This window comes from Pseudomonas sp. PAGU 2196 (genome assembly GCF_022179005.1).
GTDB lineage: Bacteria > Pseudomonadota > Gammaproteobacteria > Pseudomonadales > Pseudomonadaceae > Aquipseudomonas > Aquipseudomonas kermanshahensis.
In genome coordinates this window covers 139,125-155,663 of the sequence record NZ_BNTL01000016.1, presented here as the reverse complement: position 1 = coordinate 155,663, position 16,539 = coordinate 139,125, and the positions used below count along the sequence as shown (strand labels likewise).

The window sequence follows — 16,539 nt, the reverse complement described above, 5'->3', positions numbered from 1 at the left end:
AAGGCTGCTCCTACAAAGGGTGTGGTGATTCAATGAGGGAGGCGTTAATGGGGGTGAACGGTAATCGCCACCAGCCGTAGCACCACCGGCCTGACCATCAGCACGCAGAGGAACGCCACCGGCATGGCCAGTTGGTAGGCCTTCAATACGTTGCTCAGATACTGTGGGTTCACTCCGGCGTTGGCCGCAGTGATCACCAAGCACATCAATAACGCCATGATTGACGACATGTAGAAGGCGAACACGTACGGTGTGGCACTGGGGCGCAGTTTGCGCCGGCTGCGCGTAGGGGACAGGTTGCTCATGCGAACTCCAGAAAGATGAGTGGAGGCGCAGGTTAGCAATCGTCGGTGGCAGGGCTGTAGACCATCGTCATTGAGTTCTTTATAAAGAGATTCTTACGAATCCCAAGGGCTCGACATGGACTTGCTCAATGCCATCCGCAGCTTCATCAAAGTGGTCGAGGCCGGCAGCATCGCTGCCGGGGCGCGCGGCCTGGGGCTCAGCCCGGCGGCGGTGAGCCAGAACCTCGCACGCCTCGAAGCGCATCTGCAGGTGCGCTTGCTCACCCGCACCACGCGCAGCATGGCTTTGACCCCCGCCGGCACGCTCTACTACGAGCGGGTCAGGCAGGTGGACCGAGACCTTGCCCAGGCCGAACTGGCCGTCACCACCCCCGACAGTGAGCCCCAGGGCCGCCTGTGCATTGCCTCGACCTCGGCCTTCGGTCGCCATGTGCTGGCGCCCTTGATCCCGGCATTCAGTGCCCGTTACCCCCAGCTGTCGATAGAGTTGGTAACGACTGATCGACGGGTCAACCATGCACGCGAGGACGTCGATGTCAGCCTGCGCATCGCCCCGCAGTTGGAGGACCACCTGCTGGCGAGGCACATTGCCCGTATTCCGTTCATCTGCTGCGCCTCTCCCGGTTACCTGGCAAGCGCCGGCGTGCCTGCCACGCCCGAGGCGTTGCGCGAGCACCGCTGCCTGGTGTTCCGCTATCCGGTCGACGGCCGCTTCTTGCGGTGGGGTTTCATGCGCGACGGGCTGCGTTTTGAAGCGGATTTCGGCACCGTGCTGATCAGTGACGATATCGACGCCCTGACGCAGATGGCCCTGCACGATGGCGGCATCACGCGGCTGGCTGAGTTCATCGTGCGGCCTTACCTGGCGTCGGGCGCGCTGGTGCCTGTGTTCGAATACCGCGACAACGGCCAGGCCTATGCCCAGACCGAGCCCATGGACATCTACCTGTGCTTGGCCGATCGTTTTGCCATGACCGCGAAGGTGCGCGCATTCATGGACTACCTGCATGAATGCCTGGGTGACAGCTGGAAGATCCAGGCATGAAAAAACCGCCACGAGGGCGGTTTTCCATACTGCGGGGACGACTCAGAAGCGGTAGGTGAGGGATGCACCGACGCCGTGAGCGCTGTTTTCGTACTTGGCCTGGTAGCTGCCTTTGGTCGCGCTGACCTGGTTGACCTTGGTGTCCTCTTCCCACAGGTAGGAATACGCCACGTCGATGGTCATGTCTTCGCTTGGGCTCCAACCGGCACCCAGGCTGAACACCTTGCGATCGCCAGTCGGGATGCGCGGTGAACGGTCGTGGTTGTTGGTTGGCGACTGGTCGACGGTGAAGCCGGTACGCAGTACCCACTCCTTGTTGACCTTGTACGACGCGCCAATGGCGTGTGCCCAAGTGTCGTGCCAGTTCTGCTCTTCGGTGATGGTCTGGAACGCCGAACCTGCCAGCGGTGCCGGCACATCGTTCTGCACGGTGATGTCTTCCAGGCGGCTCCAACGGGTCCAGGTGCTGCCTGCGTACAGGGTCCACTGGTCGTCGAGTTCGTGGGTGACCGAAAGATCGACAGACTCAGGCGTCTTGATCTTCAGGGTGGCATCGAACTTGTTGCCGTTGAACGGCCCGATCAGCGGGGTGCTGACGCGGGTCTTGCCTTCGAGCTTGTAGTCGACCATCGAGTGGTAGGTCAGGCCGACGCGGGTGCTGTCGGTGGCCTGGACCAGGATACCGATGTTGTAGCCCACGGCGGTGTCATCGCCCTTGATCTTCACTTCGCCGTCGTTGCGGCCAGGGCTGAACGGGTTGATCAGGCTCGAGCCCAGTTCACCCTTGATGCGGTTGATGGTTGGACCGAAACCGATCGAAACCTTGTCGTTGAAGGCGTAGCTGACGGTTGGCTGGAAGGTCACCACCTCGACGTGGCTCTTTTTGCCCCAGTAGCGAGCAGCATCGTCGCTGCCGTAGTCGGTCACCAGGCCGAAGGGCACGTAGACGCCGAAACCGACGCTCCAGTGATCATCGATCGGCTTGACGTAGTAGCCCATGGGTACGCCAACGACAGGCACCATGTCACCATCGGTTTCCCCCCCGAGGTTGCTGCCAGGGCCCGAGATATCGGACTTGGCGATGACGGCGGCGCCGCCCACGGTGATCTGTTCGCGCTTGAGGCGGGACATGCCGGCTGGGTTGCCAAACACGGTGCTGGCATCTTCGGCAGAAGAAGAACGTCCCGCGAAACCTGTCCCCATGCTGCTGATGCTCTGTTCGTTCAGGGCAAAGCCGCTGGCGAGCAGTTGGCTGGAAGCAAGCGCAACGGCTACGCCGAGGGAGGTTTTGAGCATTACTTTTTTCATTATTAGAAACTCCTTGGGATCTCCGGGGCGAAAAGCTACCAACAAATTGCCCGCCGCGCTATAGCCTCAATCACAGGAGATAGAGCGGTTTTGTAGGACAATCCGACCAAAATTCCATTTTTTCCGGTAAAGCTGTAGGGCGTTTCCTAAGATGCCTGAGGCAATCTCTGATCTATGCAGGTATGCCAGGCGTGGGTGAAGTCGCGCAGGCGACCTTGAGGGTGGAAAACCTGGCGCCAGATCCGCGCCAGGCCCAGCAAGTCGTCAGCGGCAGGCAGGGGCGTGGCTTGCGCCTCGACCAGCATCCAGGCGATGGCGGTGGAATAGCGAAGGTTTACCGTGAGTTCCAGGTGCGGGCCGCCAAGAAAGGCGTGTTGGCTGGCCAGGCCGCGGACCAGGCTGGCGAGGTCAGGGTCGCGGGCGAGATACTCGTCCCAGAGCGCCTGGTGACGGGTTTCGCCGATGCGGTAGAGGCCATGGCCACGCCGGTCGTGCAAGGCTGAGCCTAGGGCCGACTGGCTGGCGGCGATGCCCAGTAGCAATGCTTCAGCGCTAGGGCAGTGGCGGTCCAGGTAGACCAGGGTGGGTCGGATCACATACAGACACAATTCATTCGCCGCGATACCCATGATGCCCTCGAGCAAGTAAGGGCCGGACGGGCGCTGGAGCTTGGCAGCTGGTGAATGATCAGGCCCGCCGGAAGCGGTTAGCACCGCTCGAGTTGAAGTGTAGTGTGATAATCGTGGTGTAAAGAGCTGTTTTTAAATCGATTGCTGCCTGACGTTCGAGGCTATATGCCATGGGGCAATTACGCCAAGAACGATCAGGCAGGCTACCTGGGCAATGATTCAGCGCCTGAATGCCGCCGTATTTGCCGCTCACGCGGTGAGCGACTGACGGGTCCGGGCGATCACTGCCTGCAGGGGTTCCTTGCGGCTGTACTGTTCAGGGTACAGGCGTTCGGTGTGGCAGGCGACGCCGTGTTCGTCCACCAGGGTAAAGCTGAAGCTGCCCTTGCGAGGGGCAACGATAAGGCACTTCAACGGCGAGAAGGCCTGGGAAAGGGTGCCAATGGCAGCCTGAATGTGTGGATGAGTTTGCATATTATTGGAGGTTCCTGCTTTAAACACGGAGGGTATGATCCGTGCATGATAGAAACGTTCCAGTGACGCCTTTATTAAGGGACGAAACGAACCTGACTGGAACAAAGCAGCCAGAGAGAGCGCAATCAAATGTGGGCGCTTGGGCTGACTGGTAGGTACTTAAGAGGGCAGGCAGCACGCCGGGGCCAAGGTTCTAGGCCGTCGGGGTGGAATCCTGATCAATCTGCAAGGTGATTCGTGCTTGGGCAGCGTTTGGCTGGCGAGGGAATCATCGAGTGTGGCCGGTCCTGGTTTCAGCAATGCCTGCTTTTGGGAGAGCAGCGTTGCAAGGACGCTTCTGGCCAGAATTGACTTTCAGCTTGGTACTAACGAGGCGCACCTTACCGCAGATAAAGTGCTTTGGCAAGTGTTTGTGCGCCTGCCCAGGCTAGCCGAGCAGTATGGCGCTTCTTTCGCGGGCTGGGAAGGGGGGCAAAGGGCTGTCATTACCGAGGATGTGCTGTTTTTGTGCACCCAAATGAAGGCGTGCGGGGCAGTTGTTCACATTTGGCGCGCACGCTGTAACACACCCGCAACAGCCCTCTACAGCGTCGCCAATGCCTTGACTGGTGAGTTAAGTCAATGAAAAAAAACACTAATTTTAGCTGGTGAAAAAATCGTCAGTTTGACTGCAGGCCCCATTTCACGGGGGTTTAAGGGCCGCTTGAGGGGGTTGTCCACCGAGTTATCCACAGGAACTGTGGATTGTCCCAAGCGCTTGCTCTAGGACGGGTGTGCCAGCAACCCAGGGAACTGTCGGACAATCTTCGGGCGCCGCTAGACCGGTTGGTCATCCACTCGAAAACGTCAAGAAAAGATCATCAAATTTTTTTTCAATCCTCCAGAAATCGACAGGCCATGCCAGAAAAAATGGAGTAGAGTGGCGCGCCTTTCGAGTCACCTTGCCTGTTGCTCATGAAGTTTCGCGGTAAACACCTCGCCAACCCTGCTGACGCCTCGTCAGTGCCTCCACCCAAACGCTTCTCACTGAAAGTGGCCCTGTGGCTGCTCGATAGCCCGCGCCTGGGTGACAAGCCTCAGGTCAAGCACTTGGCAGGCCGCTTGCTGAAACAGCCAGCGCGCCAGGGCGTGGTGGTGGCCCAGAGCCGGCTGGAGCAGATGCTGTGCCGTGATTGCGGCAATGCCCGCGACCGGCGTATCGGCCACGCGCTGCTGCGCCAGGCTGCCCGCGCCGGTGATCGCCGCGCGCAGCTGGAATATGCCCGGTTGTGCCAGGCCAGCGAGCCGGACCAGGCCCGCTACTGGCTGGAGTTGGCCGCTGCGCAGGGCTCGCAGGAAGCGCGGCGGCTGCTGGGGCAGTGGTTTTCCGGTTGATGGTGACGCGTGAAAAGGCGCAAGGCCAGTTCCCAGGCTGATAAGCTGCGCAGCATTCATCATGTTCGATCGGGGTAACCATGACAGTGGATCTGGCCAGCATTCTGCTGGGCTTGGTGGCAGGTGCGTTGCCCTGCCTGGTGTGGGTGATGCAGGTGCAGCGTCGCCAGGGCGCCCGACAGGGTGAACAGGCTCTGCTCCAAGAGCGCCTCAACGCTGCCCAGTTGTCTCTGGCCGGGTTGCAGGCGCAACTGGACGCCAGCCGCGACGAAGTCAGCGACCTCAGCGAAGCCAACACCGTCAAGCAAGCCCAGCTGGCAGCCCAGGGCCGGGAGCTGGAGTTGCTGCAGATCGACCGCGACAATGCCCGCGATGCCGCCCACGCCTGGAGCCTCGAACGCGCCAACCGTGAAGTCGAGCTGCGCCGCCTGGAAGCCCAAGGCGCACGCCTGGAGGCGGAGCTGCGCGAGCAGCAGGAAAACCACCAACAACGCCTGGAAGACCTGCAAGAGGCCCGCGACACCCTGCGCGCGCAGTTCTCCGACCTGGCCACGAAAATCTTCGACGAGCGCGAGCAACGCTTTGCCCAGACCAGCCAGCAACACCTGGGCCAACTGCTCGACCCGCTCAAGGACCGCATCCAGGCCTTTGAGAAGCGCGTCGAGGAAAGCTACCAGCAGGAGTCACGCGAGCGTTTCTCCCTGGGCAAGGAACTGGAGCGCTTGCAGCAGCTCAACCAGCGCCTGTCCGACGAAGCTACCAACCTCACCCAGGCGCTCAAGGGCCAGAAAACCCAAGGCAACTGGGGCGAGATGATCCTGGAGCGGGTACTGGAGCACGCGGGCCTGGAGAAGGGCCGCGAATACCAGACCCAGGTCAGCCTGAAGAGCGCCGATGGCGAGCGTTTCCAGCCCGATGTGCTGATCATGTTGCCCGGCGACAAGCAGGTCGTGGTCGACGCCAAGGTCAGCCTCACGGCTTACCAGCAGTTTGTTGGCAGCAATGACGAGGCTGCGCTCAAGCAGCATGTGCAGTCGTTGCGCAGCCACGTCAAAGGCCTGTCGAGTAAGGACTATAACCGCCTCGAAGGCCTGCACAGCCTGGATTTCGTCCTGCTTTTCGTGCCCATCGAGGCCGCTTTTTCGGCGGCCCTGCAGGCCGAGCCTAACCTGTTCCAGGAAGCCTTCGACCGGCACATCGTGATTGTCAGCCCGACCACGCTGCTGGCCACACTGCGGGTGATCGACAGCTTGTGGAAGCAGGAGCGCCAAGGCCAGAACGCCCGCGAGATCGCCGAGCGTGCCGGCTGGCTGTACGACAAGTTCGTGCTGTTCATCCAGGATTTGGACGAGCTAGGCAACCGCTTGCAGCAGGTGGACAAGGCCTACGCCGCGGCGCGCAACAAACTGTGCGAAGGGCGCGGTAACCTGGTCAGCCGCAGCGAGCAGCTCAAGCTCTTGGGTGCCCGTGCCAGCAAGAGCCTGCCGGCAGACTTGCTGGAGCGGGCGCTGTCCGATGAAACCCTTCCGGACGAAGCGGTTACTGAACCAGGCTCAGATGCCGATTGAGCAGGGCGCGCAAGGCTGCCGGCTTGACCGGCTTGGCCAGGTAGTCCAGGCCTGAGGCATGCACCAGGGCGATGGTCTCTTTGCTGCCGTCGGCGCTGATCACCACCCCAGGCACCGGCTCGCCCAGCCGGGCGCGTAGCCAGCCCATCAGCTCGGTGCCGGTTTCGCCGTCGTCCAGGTGGTAGTCCACCAGCGCCAGGTGCGGGCGCATGCCGTTTGCCAGCAAGGCCTCGCATTCGGCGCGGTTGCGGGCGGTCCAGACCTGGCAGCCCCAACGGCTGAGCAGGCTGTTCATGCCAATCAGGATGCTGTCTTCATTGTCGATGCACAGCACCTGCAGCCCGGCCAGCGGTTGGCCCGTCTGCTCCACCGGCGCGCTGGGCGCGGGCGCCGCTTGGCGGGCGATCGGGACGCTGACGCGGAACACCGTGCCCTTGCCGGGCCATGAGCGCACTTCCAGGCTATGGCCCAGTACCCGGCACAGGCCATCGGCAATGGCCAGGCCCAGGCCCAGGCCTTTTTCGGCACGGGTCTGGTGGCTGTCCAGGCGTTTGAACTCCTGGAAAATCTCTTGCAGCTTGTTGTCGGCGATCCCCGGGCCGCGGTCCCACACTTCCAGCCACAGGCGTTCGCCCTGGCGGCGGGCACCCAGCAGAATCGGGCTTTTGCCATAGCGCAGGGCGTTGGTCAGGAAGTTCTGCAGCACGCGGCGCAGCAACTTCATGTCGCTGTCGACCCGCAGGCGGCTGCCGCGCAGGCGGAACTCCAGCCCTTTCTCGGCGGCCAGTACCTTGAACTCGGCGCCCAGGGTGTCGAACAGCTCGTTGAGGGCGAACGGCTTGGCGTCCGGGGTGATCTTGTTGTTCTCCAGGCGTGAGATGTCCAGCAGGTCGCTGATCAGTTCTTCGGCCGAGCGCAGCGAGCTGTCCATGTGCTGCACCAGTTGCTGGGCCTCCTCGTTCATGCCCTCGGCCTGTTGCGACAGGGCGGCGGAGAACAGCCGCGCGGCGTTCAGCGGTTGCATCAGGTCGTGGCTGACTGCGGCCAGGAAGCGAGTCTTGGACTTGCTCACCGCCTCGGCCTGGCTCTTTGCCTCGGACAGCGCCTGGTTGAGCTGCGACAGCTCATGGGTACGCTCCGCCACCCGCTGCTCCAGGCCCTCGTTAGCATCGCGCAGCGCCTGTTCGGCTTCGCGGAACGGGGTGATGTCGGTGAAGCTCATGACAAAGCCGCCACCGGGCATCGGGTTGCCGATCAGCTCGATGACCCGGCCGTTGGGGAACAGCCGCTCGGAGGAATGCGCGCGGCCTTGGCGCATCCAGTGCAGGCGCCGCGCCACGTGAACCTGTGCCTCGCCCGGGCCGCACAGGCCGCGCTCGGCGTTGTAGCGGATGATGTCGGCAATCGGCCGGCCAACGCTGATCAGCCCGTCGGGGTAGTTGAACAGCTCCAGGTAGCGGCGGTTCCAGGCCACCAGGTGCAGGTTCTGGTCGACCACGCTGATGCCCTGGTTGATGTTCTCGATAGCCCCTTGCAGCAGCGCGCGGTTGAACTGCAGCACCTCGCTGGCTTCGTCGGCGATGCGCACCACGTCTTCAAGCTGCATGTCGCGGCCTTCGATGGCGGCCTTGACCACGGCTCGGGTCGACGACGTGCCGAGCACCCCGGCGAGCAAGCGTTCGGTGTGCTCGATCCAGTCACCGTCGGCGTTCTGGTTGGGGTTGAAGCCTTTGCCCTGGCGGTAGGCGAAGCGGATGAAGCTCTGCCGCGCACGTTCTTCGCCGACGAAGCGCGAGGCCAGGGTCAGCAGGTCGTCGATCTGCACTGCCAGCAGCGGTTTGCTGCTAGGGCGGGCGCTGGTCTGCTGGCCGATGAAGCGGCCAGCCTGCCAGTGCTCTGACACCCGCGTGCGCGACAGCACCGACACCCAGGCAAACAAGGTGAAGTTACCCGCCAGCGACAGCACCACGCCTTGGGTCAATGGGCTGATCGGCAGGTTCAGCGGGTTGCCATGCAGCCACGCCAGGCCCGGGAACAGCTCGAGCGACCAACCCACGCTATGGGCGGCAATCGGCAGCACCAGGGTGTAGAACCACAGGAAGATGCCGGCGGCGAGGCCGGCGAACACACCGCGCCGGTTGGCTTGCTTCCAGTACAGCGCGCCGAGCATGGCCGGGGTGAGCTGGGTCACGGCGGCGAAGGCGATCTGGCCGATGGTCGCCAGGCTCGCGGTCGAACCGAGCAGGCGATAGCTGACATAGGCCAGCAGCAGGATCACCACGATGGTCACCCGGCGTACCGAGAGCATCCAATGGCGGAACGCTTCGAACGGGCGCTCGGCATTGTTGCGGCGCAGCAGCCAGGGCAGCAGCATGTCGTTGGAGACCATGGTCGACAGCGCCACGGCTTCGACGATGACCATGCCAGTGGCCGCCGAGGCGCCACCGATGAAGGCCAGCAGGGCCAGGCTCGGGTGGGCCTCGGCCAGGGGCAGGCTGATGACGAACGAGTCGGACATCACCGTGCCCGGCAGCAGCATCTGCCCGGCCAGGGCGATTGGCACCACGAACAGCGCAGCCAGCACCAGGTACATCGGGAACACCCAGCGGGCCAGGCGCATGTCCTGCGGTTCGATGTTCTCCACCACGGTGACATGGAACTGCCGTGGCAGGCAGATGATCGCCATCATGGCCACCGCGGTTTGCACCACCATCGACGGCCAGTTGATGGTCTCCTGCCAGTAGCTTTCCAGCTGGATCGACTGGCGCGCCTGGCTGAACAGGTCGTCAAAGCCGTCGTACAGGTTGAACACCACGAAGATGCCCACGGCCAGGAACGCCAACAGCTTGATCAACGACTCGAAGGCGATCGCCAGCACCATGCCGCGGTGGTGCTCGGTCACGTCCAGGCTGCGCGTGCCGAAGACGATGGCGAACAGTGCCAGCACCAGCGATACCACCAGCGCAGTGTCCTGCACGCGGGTGCCGGTGGCGTCGGCGTTGGCGCCGATCAGTAGGTTGACGCCCAGCACGATGCCTTTGAGCTGCAAGGCGATGTAGGGCAGCACGCCGACCAGGCAGATCAGCGCCACTACCACGGCCAGGGTCTGCGACTTGCCGTAGCGTGCGGCAATGAAGTCGGCGATCGAGGTGATGTTCTGCTGCTTGCTGATCAGCACCATCTTCTGCAGCACCCAGGGTGCAAAAATCAGCAGCAGTACCGGGCCCAGGTAGATCGGCAGGAACGCCCAGAGCTGTTCGGCAGCCTGGCCGACGGCCCCGAAGAAGGTCCAGCTGGTGCAGTAGACGGCCAGCGACAGGCTGTACACCCAGGCACGCAGCTTCGGCGGCAACGGTGTGCTGCGTCGGTCGCCGTAAAAGGCGATGGCGAACATGATGGCCATATAGGCCAGGGCGACCACGGCGATCAGCCCACTGGACAACGACATGAAAACTCCGGAGCAAAAAAGGTAACGCGGTCCCGATCAATCAGTCTGGCACGCAGGCGCAGGTTCGTCAGCGCCGACGATGGTCGCAGTGGCGAGTCGTCGCAGGGATCGGCCTACACCTGTACCGGCCTCTTTGCGGGTAAACCCGCTCCCACAGGTACTGCGCAGCGCTCAAGCCGGTGGTGTTCCAGTGGGAGCGGGTTTACCCGCGAAGAGGCCGGTACAGGCAACATCAATACCTGCGGGTACCCCGCCAGTAAAACACCCCCGCCAGTATCACCGACAACACCAGCAGGTAGAAGATCGCCCCCGGCCACCAGTGCCCGAGGGCAAACCCGACCATCACCGGCCCCAGCGCCGCGCCCAGGTTGGAAAGGTTCTGTGCACCGTAATACACCCCGCGCAGGTGCTCTGGGGCGATCAGGTCGATGAACATGTACTCGGCGGGTATCACGATGATTTCCCCCAGGGTGAACACCAGCATCGCCAGGCACCACATCGGCACCGTGCTTGCCCATGAAAACCCCAGCAGCCCGGCGATGAACAGGCCCATCCCGGCCAGCAGCCAAGGCATCAGGCGCTGGCGGCTGATACGCCGGCCAATCAGGTATTGCAGGGCAATCACCGTGATCGCGTTGGTGGTCACCAGGTAGCCAACCAGGCGCGCCGCCTCGGCCGGGCTGGTGGTCACTATCAGGTACTGCGACAGGTAGGCCCCGAACTGGCCGAACACCACGGCGCTGAGCACACCGCCCAAGGTGAAGTACACCAGCCGCCGGTCACGGGCCAGGCCCAGCGCTACTTGCGCGAAAGTGGCCCCCGGTTGCGCCAGGGCAGCGGCCCGCAGGCCACGGTCGCCCAGCCGCTGATAGGTCAGGCCCGTTCCCAGGCCGATCAACGCCGAGGCGATGAAGGGCAGGTGGTCGTCCAGCTCCAACATGGCCACCCCCAGCAACGGGCCGGCGGCGTAGCCGACGTTTCTCAAGGTGTAGTTGATGGCGAACACCTCGGCGCGTTCTGCCACCGGCAACAGCGTGCAAAAGCCGGCTTTGGCGGCAATGTCGACCACGGCCAGGGCCAGGTTGATCAGTACCAGGCACAGAAAGAACAACGCGGCCGAGTGGCTGGCCATGGCGCCGAAGAACGCCAGGGCAAACACCAGGGTGCTGAAGACCACCAGTGTGTGAGTGCGTACGGTGTCCACCAGGTGGCCGCCGTACAAGCTCAGCAGCGAGGCGATGATCAGCGCGCCGCCAATCAACAGGCCGATCTGGCTCACCGGCAGCTGGAAGTTGTTTGCCAGGTATACCACCAGGAAAGGCAGGGTAAGGGCGCGGGCCAGGGTCAGGGTAAAGGTGGTAGCGAGTAGCAGGCGTACGGCCGCTGGGTAGCGCTTGAGGGCGGCGATCATTGCCACTTCCTTGTCGTTGGGGGTTGCCGGGTATCAGCATAAGTCTGCAGAGGGCTTGTCAGCAGTAAGCTTTACCCTGCAGATTTGTGGCTTTTCGCGCCCTGCGCGCCTCCAACGCTAAAAGCCCCTCAGGGAACAAGGACGATGAGTCACACCTCGCAATTCACCTTGCTCGGCAAGCGGCGCTTCCTGCCGTTCTTCATCACCCAGTCGCTGGGTGCGTTCAACGACAACCTGTTCAAGCAATCGCTGATCCTGGCGATCCTGTTCAAGCTCAGCCTGGGGGACGGTGACCGTTCGATCTGGGTCAACCTCTGCGCGTTGCTGTTCATCCTGCCGTTTTTTCTGTTTTCGGCGCTGGGTGGGCAGTTTGGCGAGAAGTTCGCCAAGGATGCGCTGATCCGTGCGATCAAGCTGGCCGAGATCGGCATCATGGCCATCGGTGCCTTGGGCTTTATCACTAATCACCTTGCGTTGATGCTGGTGGCGTTGTTCGGCATGGGTACCCATTCGGCGCTGTTCGGGCCGGTGAAGTATTCGATCCTGCCCCAGGCCCTGCGTGAAGAAGAGCTGGTGGGCGGTAACGGGCTGGTCGAAATGGGCACCTTTTTGGCGATCCTCGCCGGCACCATCGGCGCCGGGGTGATGATGTCGTCGGCCAGCTATGCCACGGTGGTGGCCGGGGGTGTGGTGGGCACTGCGGTGCTGGGCTACCTGGCCAGCCGCTGGATCCCGCGCGCTGCGGCGGTGTCGCCGCAGATGCGCCTGGACTGGAACATCTTCAAGCAGTCCTGGGCGATCCTGCGCATGGGCCTGGGGCAGACGCCTGCGGTGTCGCGCTCGATCGTGGGCAACTCGTGGTTCTGGTTCGTCGGCGCCATCTACCTGACCCAGATCCCGGCGTACGCCAAGGACTGGCTGCATGGCGACGGCACTGTAGTGACCCTGGTGCTGACCCTGTTCTCGGTGGGCATCGCCCTCGGCTCGCTGCTGTGCGAGCGGCTGAGCGGGCGCAAGGTGGAAATCGGCCTGGTGCCGTTCGGCTCGTTCGGCCTGACCCTGTTCGGCCTGCTCTGGTGGTGGCATTCCGGCGATGTGCCGGCGGCGGCGCTGCCGCACGACTGGTTGGCGCTGCTGGGCATGAGCCAGGCCTGGTGGATCCTGGTGTCGATCGTCGGGCTCGGGGTGTTCGGCGGCTTTTATATCGTGCCGCTGTATGCCTTGATCCAAGCGCGCACGGCCGAAGATCAGCGGGCCCGGGTGATCGCCGCCAACAACATCCTCAATGCGTTGTTCATGGTGGTTTCGGCAATCCTCACCATCGTCCTGCTGGGGCTGGCCGAACTGACCATCCCGCAGTTGTTCCTGGTGGTGTCGTTGCTCAATATCGCGGTCAACGCCTACATCTTCAGGATCGTGCCCGAGTTCACCATGCGCTTCCTGATCTGGCTGCTCAGCCACTCGATGTACCGCGTGGAGCACCGCGACTTGGAGCGCATCCCTGATGAAGGGGCGGCGCTGCTGGTGTGCAATCACGTTTCGTTCGTTGACGCGCTGCTGCTCGGCGGTGCGATCCGCCGGCCGATCCGCTTTGTCATGTACTACAAGATCTACAACCTGCCGGTGCTCAACTTCGTGTTCCGCACAGCAGGTGCCATCCCGATTGCGGGGCGCGGTGAGGACGAGGCCATTTACGAACGTGCCTTCGCGCGTATCGCCGAGTACCTGGCGGCGGGTGAGTTGGTGTGTATCTTCCCGGAGGGCAAGTTGACCGGTGATGGCGAGATCGATGTGTTCAAAGGCGGGGTCAACCGCATTCTCAGCGAAACCCCGGTGCCGGTGATTCCGTTGGCGTTGCAGGGGCTGTGGGGCAGTTTCTTCAGCCGAGACCCGGGCAAGGGGTTTTTCAAACGCTTGTGGTCGCGGGTGACCATCGTGGCTGGCACCGCCATCCCGGTGGAGGCGGCGCAGCCGGATACGTTGCGTGAGCAGGTCAGCCGCTTGCGCGGCGACTTGCGTTAGCGCGCGGGTCAGCTGGCGCTGACTTTCAGGCCGATCAGGCCGCAGACGATCAGCGCCACACTGACCAGCCGCACCAAGGCCATGGATTCGCCAAACAGGATGATCCCGGCGATTACCGTGCCCACAGCGCCGACGCCGGTCCAGATGGCATAGGCGGTGCCCAGCGGCAGCTCCTTCATGGCCAGGCCCAGCAGGCCGAGGCTGATGACCATGGCGCCGACGGTGAGTACGGTGGGGATTGGCTTGCTGAAACCGTCGGTGTATTTCAGGCCGACGGCCCAGCCAACCTCGAACAGGCCGGCGAAGAAAAGAATGATCCAGGACATGCTGTGTCTCCATCGTTGTGAAGGATGGGGCCGTCCCCGGAATGCTCACGCGGTGCGTCGTGAGGTCGTCCTCACAGTGGGCAATAGGGTGCACATTTTCTGAATGCTGGGCAAGCCTGTGCCGGCCTCTTCGCGGGGCAAGCCCGCTCCCACAGGCCCCACATGCCCCGAGAGCAGTGGAGTACCTGTGGGAGCGGGCTTGCCCGCGAAGAGGCCAGGCCAGGCAGCATCAATCCCTGGCTGGCTCGCCATTCTCAACGGCTGACGAAGGCGCCTCCAGGCGCCGGAACCAGGTCGACAGCAACGCCCCGGAAATATTGTGCCAAACGCTGAACAACGCACTCGGCACCGCGGCCAATGGCGAGAAGTGCGCCGCCGCCAATGCCGCCCCCAGCCCGGAGTTCTGCATGCCCACCTCCAGCGCCAGCGACTTGCGCTGGGCCAGCGGCAACTTGCACAGCTTGCCGGTCAGGTACCCCAGCAAATAGCCAAAGCTGTTGTGCAGCATCACCACCGCCATGATCAGCAGCCCCGACTCGGCGATCTTCGCCTGGCTGGCCGCCACCACCGCACACACGATCATGACGATGCTCACCACCGACACCAGCGGCAACACCTGCACGGCCGCCTGCACCCGAGCGCCCAGCAGACGCTGGGCCAGCACGCCGAGCACGATCGGCAGCATGACCAGCTGCAGGATCGACCAGAACATGTCCATGAACGAGACCGGCAGCCAGGCCGAGGCCAGGAACCAGATCAGCGCTGGGGTCAGCAGCGGGGCGAGCAGGGTGGTGACCGCAGCGATCGCCACCGCCAGCGCCAGGTCGCCCTTGGACAGCCAGACCATCACGTTCGAGGCGGTGCCGCTTGGGCAGCAGCCGACCAGAATCACCCCGACGGCGATCTCGGCGGGCAAGTGGAACAGCTGGCAGAGCAGCCAGGCCATGCCCGGCATGATCACGAAATGCGCCACCACCCCCAGCATCACGCGCCAGGGTTGGCGGGCGAGGGCAGCGAAGTCGTCGAGCTTGAGGGTCAGGCCCATGCCGAACATCACCAGCCCCAGCAGCGGCACGATGGCCACTTTCAAGGCGATGAACCACTGCGGTTGCAGGAAGGCCAGCACGGCGAACACCAACACCCAGAGGGCGAAGGTGTTGCCGACGAAGCGGCTGAGGGCGGCGAGGGCGCGCATGGGAAAGTCCTTGTACTTATATAAAGAGGTGAGTTTCCAGGGCCCTTTCGCGGGCTCGCCCGCGAAAGGGCCGGTACTGGTCAATGATTAACGATCAGGCCAGCACCGGCAAAGCATGAAGGTTAGACCCCTTGCGGAATCTCCTCCCCACCCAAGGCCTCGAACAGCACCGGGAGGAATTCGGTAAAGGTCATCATCATCAGCAGGAAGCTGGCATCGAACTGCTGCTGGGCCTCATCACCGCCATCCTGTTCGGCCTGCTCTTGCAGCAGCTCCTCGAACTTCAGGCGCTTGATGACCATCTTGTCGTCGAGCACGAACGACAGTTTGTCCTGCCAGGCCAGGGCCAGCTGGGTGACCACCTTGCCGGTGCTCAGGTGCAGCTGGATTTCTTCGCTGGTCAGGTCCTGGCGCTTGCAGCGCACGATGCCACCGTCTTCGGCGGTGTCGCGCAGCTCGCACTCGTCCAGTACATAGAAGCCTTCGGCCGCTTGCTGCGACTTGACCCAGTCGGTCATGGTGGCCGCTGGCGCGATCTTCACGGTAGCGGGGCGTACCGGCAGCGAGCCCATCACTTCACGCAGGGTCGACAGCAGGTCTTCGGCACGCTTGGCGCTGGCCGAGTTGACCAGGATCACGCCCAGGCGCGGAGCGATGGCGGCGAAGATCATCGAGCGACGAATGAAGGCGCGCGGCAGGAAGGCCTGGATGATCTCGTCCTTGATCTGGTCGCGTTCCTTTTTATAGACCTTGCGCATCTGCTCGGTCTCGATCTCTTCGACCTTCTCCTTGACGGCGTCATTCACCACGCTGCTTGGGAGGATACGTTCTTCCTTGCGCGCGGCGATCAGCAGGAATTCGCCGCTGACGTGCACCAGGGGAGCGTCTTCGCCCTTGCCGAATGGCGCGACGAAGCCATAGGTGGTCAGCTCCTGGCTGGCGCAGGGACGGGCCGGCTTGCTGGCCAGGGCGGTTTCCAGTGCTTCGGCTTCGAATGGAACATCCTGGGTCAGGCGGTAGGTCAGCAGGTTCTTGAACCACATGAGGGGCAATCTCTCCTTAATGCATAAGGCGGGCATTATTCTCCGAGCGGTGGTTCCCGTCCAACCCTGTCAGAGGGCCAGCACCCTTATATAAAGGAAGAAAAGCCCAGCGTTGCTAGGTCTTTGAAAGGCTTCGAAAAAATTTTTAAAAAAGTCGAAAAAAGTGCTTGCCAGGGTGGGGGCTCATCCGTAGAATGCGCGCCACACCGAGACGAAAGGGTGATTAGCTCAGCTGGGAGAGCATCTGCCTTACAAGCAGAGGGTCGGCGGTTCGATCCCGTCATCACCCACCACTCGATGTATAGCGCAGCGGTAGTTCAGTCGGTTAGAATACCGGCCTGTCACGCCGGGGGTCGCGGGTTCGAGTCCCGTCCGCTGCGCCATATTCAAC

The 16,539-nt window shown here is 62.8% G+C and carries 13 protein-coding genes and 2 tRNA genes; 6 read left to right on the top strand and 9 right to left on the bottom strand.

The annotated features are described in order from the left end of the window. Nucleotides 1-44: 44 nt before the first annotated feature. Nucleotides 45-305 (bottom strand): DUF2798 domain-containing protein, encoded by a 261-nt coding sequence (locus MFF34_RS16135; RefSeq protein WP_238215222.1) that lies wholly within the window; start codon nucleotides 303-305, stop codon nucleotides 45-47. Nucleotides 306-420: 115 nt separating this feature from the next. On the opposite strand from MFF34_RS16135, the gene MFF34_RS16130 reads away from it, so the two are divergent. Then, on the top strand, nucleotides 421-1,350 hold the full coding sequence (locus tag MFF34_RS16130; RefSeq protein ID WP_238215220.1) for a LysR family transcriptional regulator: 930 nt from the start codon (nucleotides 421-423) through the stop codon (nucleotides 1,348-1,350). A 42-nt stretch (nucleotides 1,351-1,392) separates the two neighbouring features. Here MFF34_RS16130 and MFF34_RS16125 read toward each other — a convergent pair whose 3' ends face one another. The 3 genes from MFF34_RS16125 to MFF34_RS16115 all read right to left on the bottom strand — a co-directional run bounded on the left by MFF34_RS16125 (nucleotide 1,393) and on the right by MFF34_RS16115 (nucleotide 3,761). After that, nucleotides 1,393-2,658: an OmpP1/FadL family transporter gene (locus MFF34_RS16125; RefSeq protein WP_099453183.1), complete on the bottom strand. Its 1,266-nt coding sequence runs from the start codon at nucleotides 2,656-2,658 to the stop codon at nucleotides 1,393-1,395. Between the two features lie 146 nt (nucleotides 2,659-2,804). Beyond that, nucleotides 2,805-3,287, bottom strand: coding sequence for a hypothetical protein (locus MFF34_RS16120; protein WP_027595880.1), 483 nt, complete (start codon nucleotides 3,285-3,287; stop codon nucleotides 2,805-2,807). A gap of 249 nt (nucleotides 3,288-3,536) precedes the next feature. Continuing rightward, complete coding sequence (locus MFF34_RS16115; RefSeq protein WP_027595881.1) at nucleotides 3,537-3,761, bottom strand: hypothetical protein; 225 nt, start codon at nucleotides 3,759-3,761, stop codon at nucleotides 3,537-3,539. Between the two features lie 954 nt (nucleotides 3,762-4,715). On the opposite strand from MFF34_RS16115, the gene MFF34_RS16110 reads away from it, so the two are divergent. After that, nucleotides 4,716-5,135, top strand: coding sequence for a tetratricopeptide repeat protein (locus MFF34_RS16110; protein WP_238215218.1), 420 nt, complete (start codon nucleotides 4,716-4,718; stop codon nucleotides 5,133-5,135). Nucleotides 5,136-5,329: 194 nt separating this feature from the next. Continuing rightward, nucleotides 5,330-6,703, top strand: coding sequence for a DNA recombination protein RmuC (rmuC, locus tag MFF34_RS16105; protein WP_238215271.1), 1,374 nt, complete (start codon nucleotides 5,330-5,332; stop codon nucleotides 6,701-6,703). Here the strand turns inward: rmuC and MFF34_RS16100 are convergent. Together MFF34_RS16100 and MFF34_RS16095 are read right to left on the bottom strand one after the other, a co-directional pair. Continuing rightward, a complete protein-coding gene (locus MFF34_RS16100; RefSeq protein ID WP_238215216.1) occupies nucleotides 6,675-10,151 on the bottom strand; it encodes a hybrid sensor histidine kinase/response regulator in 3,477 nt (1,158 codons plus the stop codon). The genes rmuC and MFF34_RS16100 overlap by 29 nt on opposite strands. Nucleotides 10,152-10,383: 232 nt before the next feature. After that, entirely contained in the window at nucleotides 10,384-11,562 is a 1,179-nt protein-coding gene (locus MFF34_RS16095) for an MFS transporter (RefSeq protein WP_238215215.1), read from the bottom strand. Nucleotides 11,563-11,706: 144 nt separating this feature from the next. On the opposite strand from MFF34_RS16095, the gene MFF34_RS16090 reads away from it, so the two are divergent. Further along, nucleotides 11,707-13,584, top strand: a complete 1,878-nt coding sequence (locus MFF34_RS16090; protein WP_238215213.1) for an MFS transporter — start codon at nucleotides 11,707-11,709, stop codon at nucleotides 13,582-13,584. Between the two features lie 8 nt (nucleotides 13,585-13,592). On the opposite strand, the gene sugE is transcribed toward MFF34_RS16090, so the two are convergent. The 3 genes from sugE to rdgC form a co-directional block, all read right to left on the bottom strand. Next, complete coding sequence (gene sugE, locus MFF34_RS16085; protein ID WP_019470182.1) at nucleotides 13,593-13,910, bottom strand: quaternary ammonium compound efflux SMR transporter SugE; 318 nt, start codon at nucleotides 13,908-13,910, stop codon at nucleotides 13,593-13,595. Nucleotides 13,911-14,139: 229 nt separating this feature from the next. After that, nucleotides 14,140-15,105 carry a bile acid:sodium symporter family protein gene (locus MFF34_RS16080; protein WP_027595888.1) on the bottom strand — a complete coding sequence of 322 codons (966 nt, stop codon included), beginning with the start codon at nucleotides 15,103-15,105 and terminating at the stop codon, nucleotides 14,140-14,142. A gap of 122 nt (nucleotides 15,106-15,227) precedes the next feature. Then, nucleotides 15,228-16,148, bottom strand: a complete 921-nt coding sequence (gene rdgC, locus MFF34_RS16075; RefSeq protein ID WP_085272776.1) for a recombination-associated protein RdgC — start codon at nucleotides 16,146-16,148, stop codon at nucleotides 15,228-15,230. A gap of 217 nt (nucleotides 16,149-16,365) precedes the next feature. On the opposite strand from rdgC, the gene MFF34_RS16070 reads away from it, so the two are divergent. Continuing rightward, nucleotides 16,366-16,441: transfer RNA gene (locus MFF34_RS16070), tRNA-Val, on the top strand. A 13-nt stretch (nucleotides 16,442-16,454) separates the two neighbouring features. After that, nucleotides 16,455-16,531: transfer RNA gene (locus MFF34_RS16065), tRNA-Asp, on the top strand. The last annotated feature ends 8 nt before the right edge of the window (nucleotides 16,532-16,539 follow it).

Coding starts and splice junctions, on each gene's coding strand:
- MFF34_RS16095 (WP_238215215.1), bottom strand. CDS start 11,562: ATGATCGCCGCCCTCAAGCGCTACCCAGCGGCCGTACGCCTGCTACTC.
- MFF34_RS16120 (WP_027595880.1), bottom strand. CDS start 3,287: ATGGGTATCGCGGCGAATGAATTGTGTCTGTATGTGATCCGACCCACC.
- MFF34_RS16125 (WP_099453183.1), bottom strand. CDS start 2,658: ATGAAAAAAGTAATGCTCAAAACCTCCCTCGGCGTAGCCGTTGCGCTT.
- MFF34_RS16100 (WP_238215216.1), bottom strand. CDS start 10,151: ATGTCGTTGTCCAGTGGGCTGATCGCCGTGGTCGCCCTGGCCTATATG.
- rdgC (WP_085272776.1), bottom strand. CDS start 16,148: ATGTGGTTCAAGAACCTGCTGACCTACCGCCTGACCCAGGATGTTCCA.
- MFF34_RS16080 (WP_027595888.1), bottom strand. CDS start 15,105: ATGCGCGCCCTCGCCGCCCTCAGCCGCTTCGTCGGCAACACCTTCGCC.
- MFF34_RS16135 (WP_238215222.1), bottom strand. CDS start 305: ATGAGCAACCTGTCCCCTACGCGCAGCCGGCGCAAACTGCGCCCCAGT.
- MFF34_RS16115 (WP_027595881.1), bottom strand. CDS start 3,761: ATGCAAACTCATCCACACATTCAGGCTGCCATTGGCACCCTTTCCCAG.
- sugE (WP_019470182.1), bottom strand. CDS start 13,910: ATGTCCTGGATCATTCTTTTCTTCGCCGGCCTGTTCGAGGTTGGCTGG.
- MFF34_RS16110 (WP_238215218.1), top strand. CDS start 4,716: ATGAAGTTTCGCGGTAAACACCTCGCCAACCCTGCTGACGCCTCGTCA.
- MFF34_RS16090 (WP_238215213.1), top strand. CDS start 11,707: ATGAGTCACACCTCGCAATTCACCTTGCTCGGCAAGCGGCGCTTCCTG.
- MFF34_RS16130 (WP_238215220.1), top strand. CDS start 421: ATGGACTTGCTCAATGCCATCCGCAGCTTCATCAAAGTGGTCGAGGCC.